The 21,883-nt window shown below is 69.2% G+C and carries 21 protein-coding genes and 1 pseudogene; 17 read left to right on the top strand and 5 right to left on the bottom strand.

Annotated elements, in window-relative coordinates; translation table 11 throughout:
- The 5 genes and pseudogenes from JHC79_RS16475 to JHC79_RS16455 all read left to right on the top strand — a co-directional run.
- Positions 1-257 (top strand): annotated as a pseudogene (locus tag JHC79_RS16475) (pyridoxal 5'-phosphate synthase lyase subunit PdxS); the annotation flags it as partial.
- A 69-nt stretch (positions 258-326) separates the two neighbouring features.
- The gene (locus JHC79_RS16470; protein ID WP_296392744.1) at positions 327-1,109 is read left to right on the top strand and encodes a protein phosphatase 2C domain-containing protein; all 783 of its coding nucleotides are present in this window, start codon (positions 327-329) and stop codon (positions 1,107-1,109) included.
- A gap of 104 nt (positions 1,110-1,213) precedes the next feature.
- A complete protein-coding gene (locus tag JHC79_RS16465) occupies positions 1,214-2,074 on the top strand; it encodes an acyl-CoA thioesterase II (protein WP_296392742.1) in 861 nt (286 codons plus the stop codon).
- A 10-nt stretch (positions 2,075-2,084) separates the two neighbouring features.
- Positions 2,085-2,687: a pyridoxal 5'-phosphate synthase glutaminase subunit PdxT gene (gene pdxT, locus JHC79_RS16460; protein ID WP_296392740.1), complete on the top strand. Its 603-nt coding sequence runs from the start codon at positions 2,085-2,087 to the stop codon at positions 2,685-2,687.
- 169 nt (positions 2,688-2,856) lie between these two features.
- On the top strand, positions 2,857-3,612 hold the full coding sequence (locus JHC79_RS16455) for a YebC/PmpR family DNA-binding transcriptional regulator (protein WP_296392738.1): 756 nt from the start codon (positions 2,857-2,859) through the stop codon (positions 3,610-3,612).
- A 19-nt stretch (positions 3,613-3,631) separates the two neighbouring features.
- Here the strand turns inward: JHC79_RS16455 and JHC79_RS16450 are convergent, their stop codons facing one another.
- Both JHC79_RS16450 and JHC79_RS16445 read right to left on the bottom strand, forming a co-directional pair.
- Positions 3,632-4,027 carry a VOC family protein gene (locus tag JHC79_RS16450; protein ID WP_296392736.1) on the bottom strand — a complete coding sequence of 132 codons (396 nt, stop codon included), beginning with the start codon at positions 4,025-4,027 and terminating at the stop codon, positions 3,632-3,634.
- 23 nt (positions 4,028-4,050) lie between these two features.
- Positions 4,051-4,665 carry a hypothetical protein gene (locus tag JHC79_RS16445; protein WP_296392734.1) on the bottom strand — a complete coding sequence of 205 codons (615 nt, stop codon included), beginning with the start codon at positions 4,663-4,665 and terminating at the stop codon, positions 4,051-4,053.
- Positions 4,666-4,755: 90 nt separating this feature from the next.
- Between JHC79_RS16445 and ruvC the strand changes: the two genes are divergently transcribed.
- The 9 genes from ruvC to JHC79_RS16400 all read left to right on the top strand — a co-directional run bounded on the left by ruvC (position 4,756) and on the right by JHC79_RS16400 (position 15,336).
- A complete protein-coding gene (gene ruvC, locus JHC79_RS16440) occupies positions 4,756-5,337 on the top strand; it encodes a crossover junction endodeoxyribonuclease RuvC (RefSeq protein WP_296392733.1) in 582 nt (193 codons plus the stop codon).
- Positions 5,334-5,936 carry a Holliday junction branch migration protein RuvA gene (gene ruvA / locus JHC79_RS16435; protein WP_296392730.1) on the top strand — a complete coding sequence of 201 codons (603 nt, stop codon included), beginning with the start codon at positions 5,334-5,336 and terminating at the stop codon, positions 5,934-5,936. Before ruvC ends, ruvA begins: the two co-directional genes overlap by 4 nt.
- The gene (gene ruvB / locus JHC79_RS16430; RefSeq protein WP_296392728.1) at positions 5,933-7,045 is read left to right on the top strand and encodes a Holliday junction branch migration DNA helicase RuvB; all 1,113 of its coding nucleotides are present in this window, start codon (positions 5,933-5,935) and stop codon (positions 7,043-7,045) included. The genes ruvA and ruvB overlap by 4 nt, the downstream gene beginning before the upstream one ends.
- A gap of 151 nt (positions 7,046-7,196) precedes the next feature.
- On the top strand, positions 7,197-7,595 hold the full coding sequence (yajC, locus tag JHC79_RS16425) for a preprotein translocase subunit YajC (RefSeq protein ID WP_296392726.1): 399 nt from the start codon (positions 7,197-7,199) through the stop codon (positions 7,593-7,595).
- Positions 7,596-7,806: 211 nt separating this feature from the next.
- The gene (gene secD / locus JHC79_RS16420) at positions 7,807-9,342 is read left to right on the top strand and encodes a protein translocase subunit SecD (RefSeq protein WP_296392746.1); all 1,536 of its coding nucleotides are present in this window, start codon (positions 7,807-7,809) and stop codon (positions 9,340-9,342) included.
- A complete protein-coding gene (secF, locus tag JHC79_RS16415; RefSeq protein WP_296392724.1) occupies positions 9,342-10,565 on the top strand; it encodes a protein translocase subunit SecF in 1,224 nt (407 codons plus the stop codon). Before secD ends, secF begins: the two co-directional genes overlap by 1 nt.
- Before the next feature lie 23 nt (positions 10,566-10,588).
- The gene (locus JHC79_RS16410; protein WP_296392722.1) at positions 10,589-12,268 is read left to right on the top strand and encodes an ABC transporter substrate-binding protein; all 1,680 of its coding nucleotides are present in this window, start codon (positions 10,589-10,591) and stop codon (positions 12,266-12,268) included.
- A gap of 55 nt (positions 12,269-12,323) precedes the next feature.
- Positions 12,324-12,887 carry an adenine phosphoribosyltransferase gene (locus JHC79_RS16405; RefSeq protein WP_296392719.1) on the top strand — a complete coding sequence of 188 codons (564 nt, stop codon included), beginning with the start codon at positions 12,324-12,326 and terminating at the stop codon, positions 12,885-12,887.
- 82 nt (positions 12,888-12,969) lie between these two features.
- Positions 12,970-15,336 (top strand): bifunctional (p)ppGpp synthetase/guanosine-3',5'-bis(diphosphate) 3'-pyrophosphohydrolase, encoded by a 2,367-nt coding sequence (locus JHC79_RS16400; protein ID WP_296392718.1) that lies wholly within the window; start codon positions 12,970-12,972, stop codon positions 15,334-15,336.
- Between the two features lie 67 nt (positions 15,337-15,403).
- Here JHC79_RS16400 and JHC79_RS16395 read toward each other — a convergent pair whose 3' ends face one another.
- Positions 15,404-16,444 (bottom strand): peptidylprolyl isomerase, encoded by a 1,041-nt coding sequence (locus JHC79_RS16395; protein WP_296392716.1) that lies wholly within the window; start codon positions 16,442-16,444, stop codon positions 15,404-15,406.
- Positions 16,445-16,649: 205 nt separating this feature from the next.
- Here JHC79_RS16395 and JHC79_RS16390 point away from each other — a divergent pair, with 205 nt between their 5' ends.
- Positions 16,650-17,372, top strand: a complete 723-nt coding sequence (locus JHC79_RS16390) for an MBL fold metallo-hydrolase (protein WP_296392714.1) — start codon at positions 16,650-16,652, stop codon at positions 17,370-17,372.
- Positions 17,369-18,637: a histidine--tRNA ligase gene (hisS, locus tag JHC79_RS16385; RefSeq protein ID WP_296392712.1), complete on the top strand. Its 1,269-nt coding sequence runs from the start codon at positions 17,369-17,371 to the stop codon at positions 18,635-18,637. Before JHC79_RS16390 ends, hisS begins: the two co-directional genes overlap by 4 nt.
- A gap of 3 nt (positions 18,638-18,640) precedes the next feature.
- Here hisS and JHC79_RS16380 read toward each other — a convergent pair whose 3' ends face one another.
- Positions 18,641-20,305 carry a DUF885 domain-containing protein gene (locus tag JHC79_RS16380; protein ID WP_296392711.1) on the bottom strand — a complete coding sequence of 555 codons (1,665 nt, stop codon included), beginning with the start codon at positions 20,303-20,305 and terminating at the stop codon, positions 18,641-18,643.
- A gap of 91 nt (positions 20,306-20,396) precedes the next feature.
- Entirely contained in the window at positions 20,397-21,263 is an 867-nt protein-coding gene (locus JHC79_RS16375) for a neutral zinc metallopeptidase (RefSeq protein WP_296392709.1), read from the bottom strand.
- Between the two features lie 130 nt (positions 21,264-21,393).
- On the opposite strand from JHC79_RS16375, the gene JHC79_RS16370 reads away from it, so the two are divergent.
- A partial coding sequence (locus tag JHC79_RS16370; RefSeq protein ID WP_296392707.1) for an OB-fold nucleic acid binding domain-containing protein occupies positions 21,394-21,883 on the top strand: 490 nt, incomplete at its 3' end.

Genomic DNA, 21,883 nt, shown 5'->3' with positions numbered 1-21,883 from the left:
TCACCGCGGGCGGAATCGCCACCCCGGCCGACGCCGCGATGATGATGCAGCTCGGCGCCGAGGGCGTGTTCGTCGGATCGGGCATCTTCAAGTCCGGCAACCCGGCCGAGCGTGCCGTCGCGATCGTGCAGGCCACGACCTTCCACGACGATCCGGATGTGCTGGCCAAGGTGTCGCGCGGACTGGGCGAGGCCATGGTCGGCATCAACGTCGAGCAGCTCCCGGTGGATCACCGCCTGGCCGAGCGCGGCTGGTAGCGGCGCGATGGGGCGGGGGCCTGTGAACGCGAGTGTGATCCCGATCGCCGATCCCGTCGGGACGCGGCGATGAGCGGAGAGGCGCTCCCGACGGTGCGCAACGCGTCGACGTCGGGAACACACGAGTTCGCCGGTCTGCGCGTCGACTGGGCCGCGGTCAGCGACCGCGGTCTGGTACGCGAGGCCAATGAGGACGCCGCCCTGGTGACGAACCTGTCGTATCTGCTCGCCGACGGCATGGGCGGGCACGACGCGGGCGAGATCGCGAGCGAGGCAGCGTTGCACGCCCTCGGCGCGGTCCACCCGACTGACCGATCGAGCACGCGAGCGGCGGTGCTCGACGCGCTCGTCACCGCCCGCCACGACATCGAGAACATCGATTCCAGCCACGGACGCCGTGCCGGGACCACGGTCAGCGGCGCGCTGCTGGTGACCTTCGACGACCATCCGCACTGGTTGGTCCTCAACATCGGTGACTCGCGCACCTACCGCTGGTCGGACTCGGAGATCGAGCAGGTCACCACCGATCACTCGCAGGTCCAGGAGCTCATCGATGCCGGCTACCTGACCCCCGAGGCGGCACGGGTGGACCCGCGGCGCAACGTGATCACCCGCGCGCTGGGTGCCGGAATGGACGCCGAGGCAGACTTCTTCACCTTCCCGGTCATCCCCGGCGACGTGGTCCTGGTCTGCTCGGACGGTCTCACCGGTGAGCTCCCGGACTCCGAGATCGCGCAGATCATCACCGAGGCGACCCCCGATGCCGCCGCCGTCGCGGCCGAGCTGGTCTCCGCCGCGCTGTCGCTGGGGGCACGGGACAACGTGACCGTCGTCGTCGCCGTCGTGCACTGAGACGGGGTATGGCGGAGATCACCGCACCAGCCGGGTGACACACTGGGCCGTCGAGAAAGCCACGTGAGCCACCGGCGTGCGCGTGCATGAGGAGGAATCACACCATGGCGACCATCGAGGAGATCCTGCAGCTCGAGACGATCGACGCGGACATCTACCGCGGCGGCGCGCACGCGAGTCAGCTGCAACGCACGTTCGGTGGGCAGGTCGCCGGACAGGCGCTGGTCTCGGCGACGCACACCGTCGACCCGGCGTATCGGGTCCACTCACTGCACGGCTACTTCCTGCGTCCGGGCAACCCGGACGCACCCACGATCTTCCTGGTCGACCGCGTTCGTGACGGACGGTCGTTCTGCACCCGCCGCGTCACCGGCATGCAGGGCGGCGAGGCCATCTTCTCCATGTCGGCGTCGTTCGGGATCCCCTCCGACGGCCTGGTGCACCAGGACGAGATGCCACCCGCACCGGACCCCGAGAGCATCGCCGATCCGTTCCTCACCCGCACCGAGGCCCAGAAATCGGTGTTCCGGGAGTGGGAGAACTTCGACATCCGGATCGTGCCGCACGAGCAGATGGTCCGCTACGAACGATTCGCCGCGCAGCAGCGCGTGTGGTTCCGCTACCGGCACCGCCTGCCCGACGACCAGGTGTTCCACGTCTGCACCCTGGCCTACATGAGCGACATGACGTTGCTCGGTTCGGCGAAGGTCGCCCATCCCGACGCCAACCCGCAGAGCGCGTCGCTCGATCACGCGATGTGGTTCCTCCGGCCGTTCCGCGCCGACGAGTGGTTGCTCTACGACCAGACCTCGCCCTCGGCGGCCGACGGACGCGCCCTGACCCAGGGGCGGATCTTCGACGCCCACGGTCGCATGGTCGCGGCGGTGACCCAGGAGGGTCTCGCGCGGGTGGGCCGCGAGATGCCCGTCGACCAGCACGCGAGACGCGCCCGAGATCCGAAGTGACCGACACGCAGTGACACCGACCGTCGGCGTACTCGCCCTGCAGGGTGACGTGCGCGAACACATCGCGGCCCTCGACGAGGTGGGCGCCCGCGGGGTCCTGGTTCGTCGTCCCGCCGAACTCGCGGCCATCGACGGCATCGTCATCCCGGGCGGCGAGTCCACGGCGATGAGCCGGCTTCTCGACCTCCTCGATCTGCTCGACCCCCTGCGTGCGCGCCTGGCCGAAGGGTTGCCCGCCTATGGATCGTGCGCGGGGATGATCCTGCTCGCCTCGAACGTCCTCGACACCCGCCCCGACGCCCATCACCTCGACGCGCTCGACATCACCGTGCGCCGCAACGCTTTCGGGCGTCAGGTGCAGTCGTTCGAGACCGACCTGGAGCTCGCCGGGATCGCCGACGGTCCGATGCGGGCGGTCTTCATCCGCGCGCCCTGGGTGGAGGAGACCGGCGACGGCGTCGAGATCCTGGCTCGTGTTCCGGACGGCCCGGCCGCCGGACGTGTGGTGGCGGTGCGCCAGGGGCAGGTGCTGGCCACCTCGTTCCATCCCGAGGTGACCGGCGATCGGCGCGTCCACCGGCACTTCGTGGAGATGATCACCCGGTCGGCGTGACGGGTGTGAATGCGTGGTGGCGCAGGGGTGTCCGGGTAGGATCGCTTCGGCACCGACGCCGCTGCGCGCCCCGATGACGACGGGCGCGGCGTGGCCGCGGCGGTGCGAGACGAACGCGAATAAACCCCGACACGCCTCGGCGTGATCGGGTGAGAAAGGGGCACCTGCGATGAGCGGCCATTCCAAGTGGGCCACCACCAAGCACAAGAAGGCGGTGGTGGACGCCAAGCGCAGCAAGATGTTCGCGAAGCTGGTGAAGAACATCGAGGTCGCGGCGCGGACCGGCGGCGGCGACCCCGTCGGCAACCCCACCCTGTTCGACGCGATCCAGAAGGCCAAGAAGTCCTCGGTGCCCAACGAGAACATCGAACGCGCCCGCAAGCGCGGCGGCGGCGAAGAGGCCGGCGGCGCCGACTGGCAGAACATCACCTACGAGGGCTACGGCCCCAACGGTGTCGCGCTGCTGATCGAGTGCCTGACCGACAACCGCAACCGCGCCGCCGGCGAGGTCCGTACCGCGATGACCCGCAACGGCGGCAACATGGCCGATCCTGGGTCGGTGGCGTACCTGTTCACCCGCAAGGGCGTGGTGACCCTGGAGAAGGCGGACCAGTCCGAGGACGACGTGCTCGACGCGGTCCTCGAGGCCGGCGCCGAGGAGATCACCGACCTCGGCGACTCCTTCGAGATCATCAGCGAGCCCACCGATCTCGTCGCGGTCCGCTCCGCCCTGCAGAACTCGGGCATCGACTACGACTCGGCCGAGGCCAGCTTCCGCGCATCGGTGGAGGTGCCGGTGGACGCCGACGGCGCCCGCAAGGTGTTCAAGCTGATCGACGCTCTCGAGGACTCCGACGACGTGCAGAACGTCTACAGCAACGTCGACATCAGCGACGACGTGCTCGCGGAGCTGGAAGACGACTGACCCACCGGTCCCGCCGGGGTCAGTCGTCGGCGGGCGGGTGCTCCGCCACGCAGAAGAGGTTGCCCTCAGGATCGGCCAGGGTCGTCCACGCAACCCACGGCACCTCGTCGAGCACCTCCCACCGCCACGTTGCACCGAGGGCGACCAGACGCGCCACCTCGTCGCCGCGCGTGCCCCAGGCGGCGGTCAGATCGAGATGCGTGTCCTGGTCGACCGGTCGCGGATGCGTCCGTGGCCGGAAGAACATGGCGAAACCACCGTCTCCCGCAGCCACGAAGACGCTCTCGCCCGCGGTGCCCGCGACGCGCCCCCCGATGACCTGCGCCCAGAAGGCCGCGAGGTCGGCGGGATGCTCGGCGGTCATGTTGACCGCGCCGAGGGCCAGGTGGACGGTGGGCGCGAATGCGTCGGTCACGCACCGACCGTACGGATTGTTCGTCAGGTCCGGGTCATGATCGCCGGCCGATCGGCGTGCTCGTAGCGCACCGTCACATCGGCCTGGTCGTCCGCGGTGCGCGCATGGTCGACGACGGCGTCCACCGTCCACGCATCGTCGGCCGGGGTGGTTCGTCGGAGCGCGGCCTCGCTCATCGTCAGTGCGATGGTCGGGGAGAGCGCCAACCCGCGTCCCAGCAGCATCGGGCCGGCCACGATCACCACCTGATCGGGTCCGGCGGTCTCGGGTGTGTCGCGTGGGGAGCGATCGGTGCGCTCGTCCCAGAGTCGGGGGAGCCACACGCCGGACTCCCGGAGTGCGGTGATCACCTCGCGGTCGAGGGCGTCGTAGTCGAACCACAGCGTCCGATAGCTCTCGGAGTCGGTGCGTCCGAACTCCATTCGTACCGAGGCGGGCCGGATGTAGTCGACGACGCGGACGACCGCGGCCGGGCGACCGGAACCGCGCAGCGATGCCGCGACATCATCGGCGAGCCGATCAGGGTGCGCCGCATCCGCGCCGTCGATGGCCCCGACCACCGGGCCGCGGAGGCTGTCGAACACGGCGACACACGCCTGCACGAGTCCGTCGGGGGTGGTCGGTCGGTACGTCGGCATCGGTGCCGATTCTCCCGTGTTGCTGCCGGGCGACCGTCACGGACCCCGCTAGACTCTCGAACAACTGTTCGCTTCTCCTCGGAGGTACGAGTGCGCGTCATGGGTGTCGACCCAGGTCTGACCAGGTGCGGTATCGCACTGGTCGAGTCCGGTTCCGGACGGTCGGTGACCGCGCTCGACGTCGACGTCGTGCGCACGCCCGCCGACATGGACCTCGCCGAGCGGCTCCTCGCGATCCACACCGCCGCCGTGCACTGGCTCGACACCCATCACCCCGACGTCGTCGCCGTGGAACGGGTGTTCGCGCAGAACCAGGTGAGCACGGCGATGGGCACCGCCCAGGCCGCCGGAGTCATCGCACTCGCGGCCGCGCAGCGGGGCGTGCCGGTCCGGTTCCACACCCCCAGTGAGGTGAAGGCCGCCGTGACCGGCAGCGGACGTGCCGACAAGGCCCAGGTGACGACCATGATCACCCGCATCCTCGGGATGCAGGAGAAGCCGAAACCCGCCGACGCCGCCGACGCGCTGGCGTTGGCGATCTGTCACTGCTGGCGTGGTCCCGCAGCGGAGCGACTCGCGCAGGCCGAGGCCCGCGCCGCCGCGATCACCGCGTCGCGCCTCGCCGCGCACAAGGCGGCCGGAACACCCACCCGTTCGCGGGTCGCCCGATGATCGCGTCGTTGCGCGGCCCGGTGCTGCACATCGCCCTGGATCACCTGGTGATCGAGTGTGCGGGCGTCGGCTACCGCGTCCTGGCGACCCCGTCGACGTTGGCGGCGGTCCAGCGGGGATCGGAGACGACGCTTCTCACGACGATGATCGTCCGCGAGGACTCGATGACCCTGTACGGGTTCACCGAGCCCGACGCGCGGGAGTTGTTCGCACTGCTGCAGACGGTGACCGGCGTCGGCCCGCGGTTGGCGATGGCGACCCTGGCGGTCCTCGAGCCCGATTCGCTGCGGATGGCGCTGGCCGACTCCGACATCAAGGCCCTGTGCACCGTCCCGGGAATCGGTAAACGGGTCGCCGAGCGACTCGCGGTCGAGTTGCGTGACAAGGTCGATCGTCCGAGCGCCGGACCGCGTGCCCACGAGGGTGCCGGTGCACCGATGGGCGTCGGCGACCAGGTGGTCGAGGCCCTGACCGGTCTCGGGTTTCCGCTGCCCGCGGCCGAACGGGCGGTGGCGAGTGTCCTCGCCGACGAACCGGACGCGGACTCGGCGAAGGCGCTGCGGGCGAGTCTCGCCCTGCTCGGGAAGGGCACGCGATGACCGAGGGCGCAGATCAGTACCCGGGCTCCGACACGTTCGGCGAACCCGACGACCGGGACGTCAGTCCGTTCTCGGTCACCGGTGACGGCGACTTCGACACCAACCTGCGGCCGCGGAGCCTGGGCGATTTCATCGGCCAGCCCCGGGTGTGTGAGCAGCTCGAGCTGGTCCTGGCTGGGGCTCGCGGTCGCGGCGGCACGCCGGACCACATCCTGCTGTCGGGCCCGCCCGGGCTCGGCAAGACCTCGCTGGCGATGATCATCGCCGGCGAGATGGGTGCCGCGATCCGCGTGACATCGGGTCCCGCCCTCGAACGCGCCGGCGACCTCGCCGCGATGTTGTCCAACCTCGTCGAGGGTGACGTGTTGTTCATCGACGAGATCCATCGGATCGCCCGGCCTGCCGAGGAGATGCTGTACCTCGCCATGGAGGACTACCGCGTCGACGTCGTCGTCGGCAAGGGCCCGGGCGCGACGTCGATCCCACTGGACGTGGCCCCGTTCACGCTGGTCGGGGCGACCACGCGGTCGGGGTCGCTCACCGGCCCCTTGCGCGACCGGTTCGGCTTCACCGCCCACATGGAGTTCTACGAGGCGTCGGAGCTGCTGCAGGTCCTCACCCGATCGGCGGGGATCCTGGGGATCTCGATGAACCACGACGCCGGAGCCGAGATCGCCGGTCGGTCACGGGGGACACCTCGTATCGCCAACCGCCTGCTTCGCCGCGTCCGCGACTACGCGGAGGTCCGCGGGGACGGGCTGGTCACCCTCGAGGTCGCCCGTGCGGCGCTGCGCGTGTACGACGTCGACGAACTCGGCTTCGACCGACTCGACCGGGCCGTGCTCAACGCGCTGGTCCGCGGCTTCGGCGGGGGACCGGTCGGGGTCTCGACGATCGCCGTGGCGGTCGGGGAGGAGCCGGCCACCGTCGAGGAGGTCTGCGAGCCGTTCCTGGTCCGAGCCGGGATGATCGCACGCACCCCGCGCGGCCGGATCGCGACAGCGGCCGCGTGGCACCACCTCGACCTCACCCCACCTGCGGGCGCCCTCAACGCGTCGTTCGGTGTCCGGGTCCGTGACGACGACACCCTGTTCGGCCCCGACCTGTAGAGACACGATCGTCCGAGGTCATGCCGTGGATTCTGGACGTGCCGGGAGAAGGTGGCACACTGGTACATCAGCGTGACCCAAGTCGCGTTCTCGGATCACCACCCGAGACGACCGCTTTTCCAGACAACCCCGACGAGGACTGAACGACACCATGGAATTCCTGTTCCCGATCCTGCTGATCTTCCTGGTCGGCTTCATGTTCCTCTCCGTTCGGCGCCAGAAGAAGGCCGCGACCGCCGCGCAGGAGATGCAGGACTCGCTGCAGCCGGGCGCGCGGGTCCAGACCACCTCGGGCACGTACGCCACCGTGGTCGGGCTCGCCGACGGAGTCGTCGACCTGGAACTGGCCCCCGGCGTCGTCTCCCGCTGGAACCGGCTCGCCGTCCGTGAGGTCGTGCACGCCGACGACCTCGCCGCGTCGTTCCCCGGTGCCGCCACCGAGCACTTCGACGCCGACGACGAGCTCGAGGCCCACGACGACTTCGAGTCGACCGATCACGACACCGACGACACGGTGACCCTCGACAAGAGGGCCGACAGCGACAAGTGACGCAGTGGCCGCGACCATCGGTGTCGCGGCCATCGCCACGTCCGACAGGGCTACGTACCCGGTGCACGAGACCGGGCACGTAGCCTGTCGTGCGGGCCGATGACTTTCACCCGTCGTCGGTGAGTGGATCCAGCCCGGGTCGGCACACCAGTTCATACGAGGAGACGTAAGCAGCGTGGCATCGTCCAATCGCGAGATCCCGCCCGTGCGGATGTTGACCATCTTCTTCCTGTTGATGGCCATCGTCTTCGGGTTGGTCTTCTTCACCGGCGGCGGCAAACCCGAACCGAAGCTCGGCATCGACCTGCAGGGCGGTACCCGTGTGACGTTGACCGCGCGCACCCCGGACGGGAGTGCACCGGCCAAGGACCAGCTCGACAAGGCCAAGCAGATCATCGAGCAGCGCGTCAACGGCCTCGGTGTCGGCGGGTCCGAGGTCATCACCGACGGAAACAATCTGGTGATCACGGTGCCGGGCACCGACGGCCGTCAGGCCCGCTCGCTCGGGCAGACCGCGCGCCTCTACGTCCGCCCGGTCGAGACCGTGAAGCCGGCCACCCCTCAGCAACCGGTGACGCCGCCCGCGGGACAGACCGCGGCCCAGGCCATCGCCGAGGCGAAGGCGGCGCGGCAGGCCCCGGCGGGCAACGCCGCAGCCAATCAGGCGGCGGTCGCGAAGTTGACGCCCCAGCTGGACAAGACCAACTGCAACACGCGTGCGTCCGATCCGCTGGCGGGTAACGACGACCCCAGCCAGTACCTGGTGGCGTGCTCGCAGGACGGCACCGAGGTGTACTTGCTCGCCCCGCAGATCATCGACGGCCGCGACATCGGGGAGGCGAGCGCCGGCACCAACACCCAGACCGGTGGCGCATGGGTCGTCAACGTCGGCTTCAAGAACAAGGCCAAGGACTTCTGGCCCCAGTACACCGCGGCCAACACGGGAAAGCAGACCGCGTTCACACTGGATTCGCGGGTGGTGAGTGCGCCGTCGATCAACGGTGCGATCAACACCCCGACCACCGAGATCAGTGGCAACTTCACCCAGTCCACCGCCAAGGACCTCGCGAACGTGCTCAAGTACGGCTCGCTGCCGTTGTCGTTCAGCTCGTCGGACGCCGAGACCGTTTCGGCCACACTCGGACTCGCCTCCCTGCAGGCCGGTCTGATCGCGGGCGCCATCGGTCTGATCGCGGTGCTCCTCTACGCCCTGCTCTACTACCGCATGCTCGGCTTCCTCACGATGCTCTCGCTGATCGTGGCCGGGATCATGGTCTACGGGATCATGGTGCTGCTGGGCCGCTACATCGGCTTCACCCTCGACCTGTCGGGCATCGCCGGTCTGATCATCGGTATCGGCATGACCGCCGACTCGTTCGTCGTCTACTTCGAACGAATAAAGGACGAGATGCGCGAGGGCCGAAGTTTCCGGTCCGCGGTGCCCAGAGGTTGGGTGCGGGCGCGGAGAACGGTCTGGTCGGGCAACGCGGTCAGCTTCATCGCCGCCGCCGCGATCTATTTCCTGGCCATCGGTGAGGTGCGCGGCTTCGCGTTCACCCTCGGCCTGACCACCATCCTCGACCTCGTCGTGGTGTTCCTCGTGACCCATCCGCTCGTGGTGCTCGCGAGCCGGTCGACGTTCCTGTCCAAGCCGTCGGTCAACGGCCTCGGCGCCGTCACCGACGTGGCCAAGGAACGCCGTCAGGCGGCTGCTGAGGCGGCCTCGTTGCAGAAGGAGACCGTCTGATGGCCAGAGAGACCTCAGGACGCGACGACTCGGGCCGCGAGGACTCCGGGCGCGCCGTCCGCGACGAGACCCCGGTCTTCGATCAGACCACCGAGGACCGCAATCGCGCGGTGGCGCAGAAGCACTCCCTGCTGTCGCGGCTCTACACCGGGACCGGCGCCTTCGAGATCGTCGGCAAACGGAAGATGTGGTACCTCGTCAGCGCGGCGATCATCGCGATCTGCCTGATCAGCATCGCCGTGCGCGGGTTCACCCTCGGCATCGACTTCGAGGGCGGCACCCAGATCTCGTTCAAGTCGACCAGCGAGACGTCGGTCTCGGCGGTGGAGGACGCGTTCTCCGAGGCCATGGGCAGTGACCCGCAGACGGTGCAGACCGCCGGCTCGGGATCGTCGAAGACCGTCCAGATCCGCACCGAGACGCTGAACCAGGCCGAGACGGAGAAGATCTCGGCCGCGCTGGTCGAACGTTTCGGACCCGACCTGACCGCCAACGACATCAACTCCTCCGATGTCAGCTCGACCTGGGGCGGTGAGATCACCCAGAAGGCGCTCCTCGCGCTGGCCGTGTTCCTGGTGATCGTCCTCATCTACATCGCGGTTCGATTCGACAAGGAGATGTCGGCGGCGGCGATGGCATCGCTGATCTTCGACATCGTCTGTACCGCCGGCGTGTACTCGCTCGTCGGGTTCGAGGTCACCCCGGCCACCGTCATCGGACTGCTCACCATCCTGGGCTTCTCGCTCTACGACACCGTCGTCGTCTTCGACAAGGTCGAGGAGAACGTCCGTGCCGTGTTGCACACCACGCGAAGAACCTACGGCGAGCAGGCGAACCTCGCCGTCAACCAGACGCTGATGCGGTCGATCAACACGACCGTGATCTCGGTGCTGCCGATCATCGCCCTGATGATCATCGCGGTGTGGTTGCTCGGTGTGGGCACGCTCAAGGACCTCGGGCTGATCCAGCTCGTCGGTGTCGTGGTCGGCGCGTACTCGTCGATCTTCTTCGCGACACCGCTGCTGGTCACGCTCAAGGAACGTCGCAGCGACATCAAGACGCACACCGCGAAGGTGCTGGCCCGTCGCTCGGGATCCGACGCCGAACCGGTTGCGGCCGGGGTCGGTGCGGGATCACGGCGCTCGACGGTGGACACCACCAAGCGGTCCTCCGCGGCCGTCGACGACGTGCGTCCGTCCGGCAAACGCCGCCGCAGCAACTGACCCGCCCCGTACCGGTGGGCGTCATGACCCGGATCCGTTCCGCACGACGCGTCGGCGTCCTCACGATCGCGCTCATCACGGGCATGATCGCCGTCCTCACCGCGTGCTCGGGTGCGCAGGAACCCGACGGGATCGACTACGTCACCGACGCGACGCTGAGCACGTACAACCCGGCGACCGTCGCGGGCTCGTCCGGCGGCGCCCTGATGGCGTTCACCCGTACCCTCACCGGCTTCAGCTATCTCGGCCCGGACGGACGCGTCGTACCGGACCCCGATGTCGGTACCGCGACCGTCGTTCCCGGCGACGCGGGCCGGCTGGTGGTGCGCTACGACGTCAACCCCGCCGCGACCTTCTCCGACGGTTCGGCCCTCGACTGCGACGATCTGGTGCTCACATGGGCTGCGAACAGCGGACGTTTCCCCGGGTTCGCGCCCGCGACGACCGCCGGCTACCGCGACATCGACACGGTGGACTGCACTGACGGACAACGTTCCGCCACGGTGACGTTCGCCGCCGATCGCCCGTATCGCGACTGGCCCGCATTGTTCGGCGCGGGCACCCTGATGCCCGCGCACGTCGCGGCCCGTGCGGCCGGGGTCGGCTCGGTCGTCGGGCCCATCCGCGCCCGTTCGGCGGGCACACTCGGGGCCATCGCCCGGTTCTGGAACACCGGATGGGACCTGAAGGCCGGCTCGGTCGACGAGAAATCGTTCCCGTCGGCGGGGCCGTACCGGTTGACGTCGGTGACCCGCGACGGTGCGGTGGAGCTCGAGGCGAACCCACGCTGGTGGGGCGAGGCGCCGCAGGAGAGCGCGGTCACCGTCTGGCCGCGCGGTTCGGCCGGTTCCTCGGTACTGGGTGGCAACGATGCCGAGGTGATCGACGTGGCCACCGGTACCTACGAGACCACCGGCGGCGCGTCCGACTCGACGACCACGCCGACCGCCGGTCCACCTCCGGCACAACAGGACCCGGGACCGGCAGTCGACCAGCTCGTGTTCGCCACCAGCGGGGTGTTCGCCGATCCGGCGACCCGCCGGGCGGTGGCGGCCTGTGTGCCCCGCAACCGACTCGCCGCTGATTTCGGGTACGGCGCCGACCCGTGGAACCTGCACCTGATCGGACCGGGTGATGTCGCGGCCGCCGAACTCAACGGGCAGTACGGTTCCGACTTCGCCCGCGTCGACATCCCCCGGGCGCGTGGCGCACTGGGCCGGGAGATCACGGTCCGCATCGGTTTCGTCGAACCGGACGCCCGCCGCGCCGCGATGATCGCCGCGATCGCCGAGTCGTGTTCGGCGGCGGGCGTGCGGGTGGAGGCGGTCCCGCAGGCCCGACCCACCTTCGACGCGGGCACCGATGCGCTCATCGTGACAACCGGATCGTCGAGCGCGGCGTCCGGTGCCCTCGACCCGACCCGCGACAGCTACGCCTATGTCGCAGGCGATCCCGCTGACATCGATCGTTTCGTCGACCCCCAGGTGTCGGCGGCGATCAACCGTCTCGCGGTCAGCGACGACGAGGAGTTGCGACTGAACCTCGTGCGGTCCGTGGAGAACGCCCTGTGGACCAAATTGCCCGCGCTCCCGCTGTTCGCCACCCCGCGCACCCGCGGCGGGAGCAGCGAGATGACCGCCGTCGTACCGGGTGTCGCCCGCAGCGGCACCGGCTGGAACATGGACCGGTGGAACCGCCCCTGATGCGCGTATCCGACGCACGACCGACCACCCAATCCACCGAACCACCGGAGGCCTGATGACCGACACCCAGATCACCGACGCCGCCGACCGGGCCCGGGCGGCGATCGCCCGGCACACCCGCCTCGTCCCCGACTTCCCGAGTCCGGGCATCGCGTTCAAGGACCTCACGCCGGTCCTGGCCGATGCCGAGGGCCTGTTCGCGGTGACCACGGCGCTGGCACAGGCCGGCGGCGACATCGACCTCGTCGCCGGTATCGACGCACGTGGGTTCCTGCTCGGCGGCGCCATCGCCCTGCAACTCGGTGTCGGGGTGCTGGCCATCCGCAAGGCGGGCAAGCTGCCGCCGCCGGTGCGCAGCGCCGACTACGACCTCGAGTACGGCACCGCCAGCCTCGAGGTGCCCGCCGACGGAGTCGATCTGCACGGCCGCCGGGTCCTGGTCGTCGACGACGTGCTCGCCACGGGCGGAACACTCAACGCCGCCATCGGGTTGTTGGAGGCGGCGGGCGCCGTCGTTCCCACCGCCGTGGTGGTCATGGAGATCGACGGATTGCCTGGGCGCGAGGCAGTCGAGTCCGCACACCGTGACCTCGTCCTGACCAGTCTCGCGGCTGGGTGAGGACTACGATCGCGAGGAAGTCCGACAGTCCGGTCCGGCCCGACCGACGAGCAGTTCACGACCCTGTGGCGAGGAGGTGCGCATGACCGAGCCCCCGACGGTCCGCGAATCGAACGAGTCGTCGCCGACCGATGCGTCCGGCGAGAACGGGACCGGCGAATCGTCCGGCCTCCGGTCGACGGTCGCGTCGTCGTCGTCGACGTCACGTCGGGTGCGTGCCCGTCTGGCGCGGCGGATGACCGCCACCCGCAACCCGATCCGACCGGTCCTCGAACCGCTCGTCGCGCTGCACCGCGATCTGTACCCCAAGGCCGACGTGGTGGTGCTGCAGCGCGCATACGACGTCGCCGACCAGTACCACGAGGGCCAGTTCCGCAAGTCCGGGGATCCGTACATCACCCACCCGCTGGCGGTCGCCTCGATCCTGGCCGACCTCGGCATGGACACCACGACGCTGACCGCGGCGCTGTTGCACGACACCGTCGAGGACACCGGTTACAGCCTCGACGCGCTGGCCGCCGACTTCGGTGACGAGGTGGCCCATCTCGTCGACGGTGTCACCAAGCTCGACAAGGTGGCGCTGGGCAACGCGGCCGAGGCCGAGACGATCCGCAAGATGATCATCGCGATGGCCCGCGACCCGCGGGTGCTGGTGATCAAGGTCGCCGACCGGCTGCACAACATGCGCACGATGCGTTTCCTGCCGCCGGAGAAGCAGGCCCGCAAGGCCCGCGAGACGCTGGAAGTGATCGCGCCGCTGGCCCACCGTCTCGGCATGGCCACGGTCAAGTGGGAGCTCGAGGACCTGTCGTTCGCGATCCTGCACCCCAAGCGGTACGAGGAGATCGTGCGCCTGGTGGCCGATCGGGCGCCGTCGCGCGACACCTATCTCGCCAAGGTGCGCACCGAGATCACCAAGGCCCTCGGCGGGTCCCGGATCGACGCCACGGTCGAAGGACGCCCGAAGCACTACTGGTCGATCTATCAGAAGATGATCGTCAAGGGCCGGGAGTTCGACGACATCCACGACCTGGTCGGCATGCGGATCCTGTGCGACCAGATCCGCGACTGTTACGCCGCGGTCGGCGTCGTGCACTCGCTGTGGCAGCCGATGGCCGGCCGGTTCAAGGACTACATCGCCCAACCGCGTTTCGGCGTCTACCAGTCGCTGCACACCACCGTCATCGGGCCCGAGGGCAAGCCGCTGGAGGTGCAGATCCGCACCCGGGACATGCACCGCACCGCCGAGTTCGGCATCGCCGCGCACTGGCGCTACAAGGAGACGCGGGGACGCAACGGCGGCAAGACCGACGACGCCGCCGAGATCGACGACATGGCGTGGATGCGCCAACTGCTCGACTGGCAGCGGGAGGCCGCCGACCCGGGGGAGTTCCTCGAGTCGCTGCGCTACGACCTCGCGGTCAAGGAGATCTTCGCGTTCACCCCGAAGGGTGACGTCATCACGCTGCCCGCCGGATCCACGCCCGTCGACTTCGCCTACGCGGTGCACACCGAGGTCGGACACCGGTGCATCGGTGCCCGCGTCAACGGTCGACTGGTCGCCCTCGAACGCACCCTGGAGAACGGCGAGGTGGTCGAGGTCTTCACCTCCAAGGCGCCCAACGCCGGGCCGTCGCGGGACTGGGCGACGTTCGTGGTGTCGCCGCGTGCGAAGACGAAGATCCGCCAGTGGTTCGCCAAGGAGCGTCGCGAGGAGGCGCTGGAGAACGGCAAGGACGCCATCACCAAGGAGGTCCGCCGCGGTGGACTCCCGTTGCAGCGGTTGATGAGTGCCGAGTCGATGGGGTCGATCGCCACCGAGCTGCGCTATGCGGATGTCTCCGCGCTGTACACCGCGATCGGTGAGGGACATGTCTCCGCCCGACACGTCGTCGGCCGGTTGGTCGCCGCATTGGGCGGTCTGGAGGACGCCGAGGAGGAACTCGCCGAACGGTCGACGCCGTCGACGATGCCGACCCGGCCGCGGCAGACCGGTGACGCCGGTGTCGTGATCCCCGGGGCCGACGGGGTGTTGGCCAAGCTGGCGAAATGCTGTACCCCGGTGCCCGGGGACGAGATCCTCGGGTTCGTCACCCGCGGCGGCGGCATCAGCGTGCACCGCACCGACTGCACGAATGCCGATGCGCTGCAGGAACAGTCCGAACGCATCATCGAGGTGAAGTGGGCCCCGTCGCCGTCGTCGGTGTTCCTCGTCGCGATCCAGGTCGAGGCCCTCGACCGATCACGCCTGCTCTCGGACGTGACCCGGGTGCTCGCCGACGAGCGCGTGAACATCCTGTCGGCGTCGGTGACGACGAGCCGCGACCGGGTCGCCATCAGCAAGTTCACCTTCGAGATGGGCGACCCCAAGCACCTCGGTCACGTGTTGAACGTGGTGCGCAACGTCGAGGGCGTCTACGACGTCTACCGGGTGACCTCGGCCTCCTGATCGCGCCGGGACACCTGCGCAGCCCGTCCGACCGCACCGGGTTCCGGTGCGGTCGAACGGGTCGGCGTCAGCTGACGGTGACGGTCTTGATCTCGACGGGCAGAGTCGGCGCACCGTCACCCGGGGTGGGTGCGTAGGTCACGGCGCCGGTGTTCGGGTCCTGGCTCGGACGGACCCCGGGGGTGACGCCGCCCTTGTAGACGGTGTCGAGCACCTTGAGGCCGTCGGCGTCGACCTTGCCCACGACGCTGTAGTTCGGCGGGAGCTCACTGTCGTTGACCACCAGGAACATCTGCGCCGAGCCGGTGTTCGTGCCGCTGGCCTGACCGCCCTGTCCGGGTTGGTAGCTGTTGGCGATCGCGACTGTCCCGCGCGGGTAGATGACCGAGTTGGGCAGTCCCATCGCGGCCAACTGCTCATTCTGCGGAACCACCTTGAGGTCGGTGGGGAATTCGTCGGGACTGCTCCAGCCCGGCGCACCCGCGCCGGTGCCGGTGGGATCGCCGCACTGCAGGACCGCGAGCTTGCTGGCGCCTGCAGAGGTGTCGGTTCCGGCCACGGTCATCCGGTGACACGTGGTGTTGTCGTAGTACTTCTGCTTGATCAACGAGGTCACCGCGGCCACGTTGCACGGGGCCGAGGACCGGTCGAGGGTCATGGTGATCGGGCCCTGACTGGTCGTGAACTGTGCGGTCAGCTCGCCCTTCTTCAGCTCGCGGTCGGCGGGGATCTGCGCCTTGCGCTGCTTGGACTTGCCTGCGGCGAGATTGTCGACGTACTGCTTGCCCAGCGCCTGCTGGGCCGGGGGGAGATTCCCGGGGACCGGGGGCAGCTGGGCGAACGGGTCCGCGTCCGCGGGCGTCGGCGTGTACGCGCAGGCTGTGTAGCGAGCCTTCTCGCGGTCGTCGAGCACCTTGTTGACGACCAGGGTGGTCACGGCCGCGGCGACGACCAACACCACGATGACCGATGACGACACGATGATGATCTTGCGTTTGCGCGCCGCGGCCTGCTGGGTCTCCAGGCGCTGCTCGAGCTTGCGTTTCGCATCCTGACGCCGCTGCTCGTTCGTGGGCTGGTCGTTGCTGGGTTGCTCGTTGCTGGGCAAGCCGCGATCCCTCCATCGACAGATGTGGAACGCATGGTGCATTCCGATCGTCGAACTCGTAGATGAGGCGCCGGTGGCACCACTGCCGGTGAAAGTGTGCCAGCACACCCTGTGAACGTCCTCAGGGGGCACCGGCGGGTCGCCCCGACGGCACCGGCGCGAATGTTTGCGATGATGTAGCCCGACCAACCCGAAGGAGCACTCGATGCTGATCACCGGTTTCGCCGCCGGCATGTTCGCGACCAACTGCTATGTGGTCGCCGAACAGCCGGGCTCCGAAGCCGTCATCATCGATCCCGGACAGGATTCGGCCGCCCAGGTGCGCTCGATCCTCTCCGAGCACTCGCTGACGCCGGTGGCCGTTCTGCTGACCCACGGTCATCTCGACCACACCTGGGATGCCGCGGACCTGTGTGATGAGTTCTCCATCCCGGCCTACATCCACCCCGAGGATCGTCCGATGCTCGCCGATCCCGCCTCCGGGATCGGTCCGGCCCTCGGATCGGTCATCGGTGGAATGGTGTTCCGGGAGCCGGAGAAGGTGATCGACTTCGTCGACGGCGAGGACATCGAACTCGCCGGCATCGGCTTCGACGTGGCCGCAGCCCCCGGGCACTCCCGTGGATCGGTCCTGTTGACCGTGGACGTCGCCATCGACGACCGGACGGTGCCCGTGTGCTTCTCCGGCGATGTGCTGTTCGCCGGGTCGATCGGGCGGACCGACCTGCCCGGTGGGGACCACGAGCAACTGCTGACCAGCATCGCCACCACGCTGTTGCGTCGCCCCGACGACACCCAGGTCCTGCCCGGCCACGGCGCGCAGACCACGGTGGGCCAGGAACGGGCGACGAACCCGTTCCTGGTCGGACTCCCCGGGGTGTCCGACGCCGCGGCCACCTCACCCACGAAAGGACGTCACGGACTGTGACTGCGCAATTCCAGGCGCCGCGAGGGATTCCCGACTACATCCCACCGGCGTCGTCACGATTCGTCGCCGTCCGGGATGAACTGACGCGGGCCGCGCGGCTCGCCGGCTACGCCCACATCGAGCTGCCGGTCTTCGAGGACACCGCGCTCTTCGCGCGGGGGGTCGGGGAGTCGACCGACGTCGTCTCCAAGGAGATGTACACCTTCGCCGACCGCGGTGACCGCTCGGTCACCCTGCGACCCGAGGGGACCGCCGGGGTCATGCGCGCGGTGCTGCAGCACGGCCTCGATCGGGGCGCGCTGCCGGTCAAGCTGAGCTACGCGGGCCCGTTCTTCCGGTACGAGAAGCCGCAGACCGGTCGGTACCGCCAGCTCCAGCAGGTCGGTGTCGAGGCCATCGGCGTCGACGACCCTGCACTCGACGCCGAGGTCATCGCCATCGCCGACGAGGGCTTCCGCCGGTGCGGTCTCACCGGCTACCGCCTCGAGATCACCACCCTGGGCGACGACACCTGTCGCCCCGCCTACCGCGAGGCGCTGCAGGCGTTCCTGTTCGGTCTCGACCTCGACGACGAGACCCGTCGGCGGGCCGAGATCAACCCGCTGCGCGTCCTCGACGACAAACGGCCGGAGATCAAGGCCGCCACCGCCGACGCGCCGCTGATGATCGACTACCTGTCGGACTCGGTCCGCGAGAACTTCGAGTCGGTCCGTGGGCACCTCGACCGGCTCGGTGTCGGCTACGAGGTCAACCCCCGTCTCGTCCGCGGACTCGACTACTACACGAAGACCACGTTCGAGTTCGTCCACGACGGACTCGGGGCGCAGTCGGGTATCGGCGGAGGCGGTCGCTACGACGGACTGATGAGCCAGCTCGGCGGCAAACAGGAGCTGTCCGGCATCGGTTTCGGACTCGGCGTGGACCGCACGGTGCTCGCGCTCGAGGCCGAGCAGGTCGCCGATCTCGGGGCGGCCCGCGCTCAGGTGTACGGGGTGCCGATGGGCGCCGCGGCCCTCGACCGGCTCGTGGTCCTCGCCGGTGAGCTGCGCGCACAGGGCGTCAGCACCGACCTCGCCTACGGCGGACGGGGACTCAAGGGCGCCATGAAGGGCGCCGACCGGTCCGGGGCACGATTCGCCCTGGTGCTCGGCGACCGGGAGCTCGACGCCGGTCAGATCGAGGTCAAGGACCTGACCGACGGCACGCAACGCACCGTCGCCCTCGATGCGGTCGTCGCCGACGTCACGGCCACCCTGCGCGGGTAGCGCTCACGTCCGGCCGATCAGCTCCGCGCGCAGGACGTCGAGGCTGACGCCGCCGAGGCGCAACGCCCGGGAGTGGAAGTCCTTGAGATCGGCGTCCGGGTGGGTGCGGAGGAACTCCGCGCGCGCCTGTTCCCAGACGCGTTGTCCGAGTGCGTAGGACGGCGCCTGCCCGGGCCATCCGAGGTATCGGTTGAGCTCGAAGCGCAGCACCGACCTGTCCATCGCGACCGCGTCGCACAGGAACGTCCACGCCTTGTCCGCATCCCAGATCCCGCCGCCGACGGAGTCGGGGGCGCGCAGCCCGCAGTGCACGCCGATGTCGACGACGACGCGTGCGGCCCGGAGGCGTTGCGAATCCAGCATTCCCATCCGGTCACCGATGTCGTCGAGCCAACCGAGTTCGGACATCAGCCGCTCGGCGTAGAGCGCCCAGCCCTCGCCGTGGCCGGACGTGAAGGAAGCGAGTTTGCGCCACCGGTTCAGTTCGGGGCTGGTCATGGCCTGGCCCAGCTGCAGATGGTGTCCGGGCACGCCCTCGTGGAAGACCGTGGTGGTCTCCTGCCAGGTGTGGAAGACCGTCTGCTCGGGCGGCACCGACCACCACATGCGGCCGGGTCGGCTCAGGTCCTCACTGGGCATCGTGTAGTAGATGATGCCTGTCGCCGAGGGGGCGAGCCTGCACTCGATGCTGGTCAGGGCGGCGGGGATGTCGAAGTGGGTATCCGCGAGACCGGACGTCGCACGGTCGGAGAGTTCCTGCATCCAGGCGACGAACGTGTCCCGGTCGGTCATCTGGTAGCGGGGATCGTCGTCGAGCGCGGCCAACGCGCCGGCCACACCCGCTCCCGGTGCGATCTGCTCGGCGAGCGTGGTCTGTTCGGCCACAATCGATTCGAGGTGCTCGAGACCCCACAGGTAGGCCTCGTCGGGGTCGATGTCGGTGCCGACGAACTCCGCCGAATGCAGCCGGTAGCGATCGCGTCCCACCCCGTCGGCCTCGGTCGCGGTCGGCAGCACCTCGTCGGTGAGCACCGTGCGCAGTCGGTCGAAGGCGGCGCCCGCACGGCTGTGGGCGGCGGCGAAATCGGTCGAGTACGTGGAGTCGGTGTCGAGGGCGCGGTCGATGTTGCTCAGCAACGCGTCCGCCGCATGTGCCGCCTGACCGGCCACCAGTTCGACCTGCCGGCGCGCCGGCTGCGGCCCGGTGGCGATCCGGTGCCGCAAGCCCTCGATGATCGATTCCACGCTCTCCCCGACGGCGCGGATGCGGGTGAGCATCGTCGATCGATCCTCATCGGTGTCGACGGGCATGAGATCGAACACATCCCGGATCGCCTGCAGCGGCGACTCGATCACGTTGACCTCACCGGTCCGTAGGCCGGCCTCGTCCACGGCCAGCCCGCGACCGAGCTGATCGGTCATCGTCGCCACGGTCACACGGTCGACGTCGTCGGTCGGGGTGGCGGCGATCAAGGCGCGCAGCGTGTCCCGGGTGAGCGCGGCGCGGTCGTCGACGGCGCCGGGGGAGTAGTCGGTCAGCGCGTGGTCGTTGCCGCTCACCCCGGTCAGCGTCGAGAACACCGGATCGGCGACACACGCCCGGGTGAGGAAATCGTCGGCGATCGCGTCGATGGCGGTGGGTGTGCGCGGGGAGTCGGGACCGGTCATGACGTCCATGCAATCAGATCTGCCGTCGACCAGCCGACCGGTCGACGTCCGCAACCGCCCACTCGGCGTCCGCAACCGCCCAGTCGACGGGTCAGAGGCGGTTGGTGGAGAAGGTGTCGCAGCTCGCGGGATCGCCGGACCGGTAGCCGGTGGTGAACCACCGCGTCCGCTGCGCCGCCGACCCGTGCGTCCACCCCTCGGAATCGTTCTTGCCCGACAGGGTGTCGTCACCGATCGCCTTCGCGGTGGTGATCACGTCGCCGATCTGCTGTTGCGTCAGCGGTTCGAGCATCGCGTCGGGTCCCTTGTCGGCGTGCTCGGCCCAGACTCCGGCGTAGCAGTCCGCCTGCAGTTCGAGGCGAACCGAACCCGATGTGGCGCCGCGCGATCCGAGCTTCTGCGCCTTGTCCATGGTGCCCATCAGGTTCTGCACGTGGTGGCCGAACTCGTGGGCCACCACGTACTCCTGCGCCAGCGGTGCGTCGCTGCCACCGAGCTGGTCGGCGAGGGTGGTGAAAAAGGTGGGGTCGAAATAGGCCGTCTGGTCGCCCGGGCAGTAGAACGGGCCGACCGCCGATGTCGCCGAGCCGCACCCGCCGGTGTCGACGGCGTCGGCGAAGATCACGGTCTTCGGCTTGGTGTAGTCCGGCATCAGCGTGGGCCAGACCCGGTCGAGGCTGTTCGTGGTCGCGACGATGCGACAGACGGTGTCGGTGTTGGCCTTGGCGATGGTGCAGCTGTCGATCTCCGACTGGATCGCGCTGTTGGGCGCACCGGCGTTCGACCCCGACGTACCGCCGTCGCCACCGAGGATGTCACCGGGGTTGACCCCGAACAGGATCGCGACGATCGCGACCACGAGACCCGCGCCACCGCCGAGCGCCATGCGCCCGCGGCCACCTCCGCCGCCCCCGGAGACACCGCTGGTGTCCAACGGTCCGTTGCCCTGGAACGTCATGACTCTCCTGTTCGACGACAACGCATTCGTGATGGGTTCCTCATGCTACGTAGGATGACCCTCGTCCCGTACCCAAGACCCCTGCATTCACATCGGCGATCGCCACGGCGACGCCATCGGAAGGACTCCCGTGCTGCGCACCCATTTCGCCGGATCACTGCGAGCCGACAACGCCGGTGACACCGTCACCGTCGTCGGCTGGGTGGCGCGTCGCCGTGATCACGGCGGGGTGATCTTCATCGACCTGCGCGACAGTTCGGGTCTGCTGCAGGTGGTCTTCCGCGACGAGCAGGTCGCGCAGGCGGCCCACCGACTGCGGGCCGAGTACTGCGTCCAGGTGACCGGCACCATCGAGGCACGCCCCGAGGGCAGCGAGAACCCGAACCTGGAGTCGGGTTCGGTCGAGCTCAACGCCGGGGAACTGGTGGTGCTCAACGAGTCCGCGCCGCTGCCCTTCCAGCTGGACGAGAAGCCCGGCGAGGAGGCGCGCCTGCGCTACCGCTACCTCGATCTGCGGCGCGAGGGTCCGGGGAACGCCCTGCGCCTGCGGTCGAAGGCGAACGCCGCCGCGCGCTCGGTGCTCGCCGACCACGACTTCATCGAGGTCGAGACCCCCACCC

This window comes from Williamsia sp., assembly GCF_016462415.1.
Classification (GTDB): Bacteria; Actinomycetota; Actinomycetes; order Mycobacteriales; family Mycobacteriaceae; genus Williamsia_A.
The sequence above is the reverse complement of the archived record's forward strand: the minus strand, read 5'-3'. Positions and strand labels throughout refer to the sequence as shown.

What these genes read in the sequence shown, in the direction of transcription:
- JHC79_RS16470 (WP_296392744.1), top strand. Translation starts at nt 327, where the DNA reads ATGAGCGGAGAGGCGCTCCCGACGGTGCGCAACGCGTCGACGTCGGGA.
- JHC79_RS16465 (WP_296392742.1), top strand. Translation starts at nt 1,214, where the DNA reads ATGGCGACCATCGAGGAGATCCTGCAGCTCGAGACGATCGACGCGGAC.
- JHC79_RS16455 (WP_296392738.1), top strand. Translation starts at nt 2,857, where the DNA reads ATGAGCGGCCATTCCAAGTGGGCCACCACCAAGCACAAGAAGGCGGTG.
- JHC79_RS16445 (WP_296392734.1), bottom strand. Translation starts at nt 4,665, where the DNA reads ATGCCGACGTACCGACCGACCACCCCCGACGGACTCGTGCAGGCGTGT.
- ruvA (WP_296392730.1), top strand. Translation starts at nt 5,334, where the DNA reads ATGATCGCGTCGTTGCGCGGCCCGGTGCTGCACATCGCCCTGGATCAC.
- ruvB (WP_296392728.1), top strand. Translation starts at nt 5,933, where the DNA reads ATGACCGAGGGCGCAGATCAGTACCCGGGCTCCGACACGTTCGGCGAA.
- yajC (WP_296392726.1), top strand. Translation starts at nt 7,197, where the DNA reads ATGGAATTCCTGTTCCCGATCCTGCTGATCTTCCTGGTCGGCTTCATG.
- secD (WP_296392746.1), top strand. Translation starts at nt 7,807, where the DNA reads ATGTTGACCATCTTCTTCCTGTTGATGGCCATCGTCTTCGGGTTGGTC.
- secF (WP_296392724.1), top strand. Translation starts at nt 9,342, where the DNA reads ATGGCCAGAGAGACCTCAGGACGCGACGACTCGGGCCGCGAGGACTCC.
- JHC79_RS16410 (WP_296392722.1), top strand. Translation starts at nt 10,589, where the DNA reads ATGACCCGGATCCGTTCCGCACGACGCGTCGGCGTCCTCACGATCGCG.
- JHC79_RS16405 (WP_296392719.1), top strand. Translation starts at nt 12,324, where the DNA reads ATGACCGACACCCAGATCACCGACGCCGCCGACCGGGCCCGGGCGGCG.
- JHC79_RS16400 (WP_296392718.1), top strand. Translation starts at nt 12,970, where the DNA reads ATGACCGAGCCCCCGACGGTCCGCGAATCGAACGAGTCGTCGCCGACC.
- JHC79_RS16390 (WP_296392714.1), top strand. Translation starts at nt 16,650, where the DNA reads ATGCTGATCACCGGTTTCGCCGCCGGCATGTTCGCGACCAACTGCTAT.
- JHC79_RS16380 (WP_296392711.1), bottom strand. Translation starts at nt 20,305, where the DNA reads ATGACCGGTCCCGACTCCCCGCGCACACCCACCGCCATCGACGCGATC.
- JHC79_RS16375 (WP_296392709.1), bottom strand. Translation starts at nt 21,263, where the DNA reads ATGACGTTCCAGGGCAACGGACCGTTGGACACCAGCGGTGTCTCCGGG.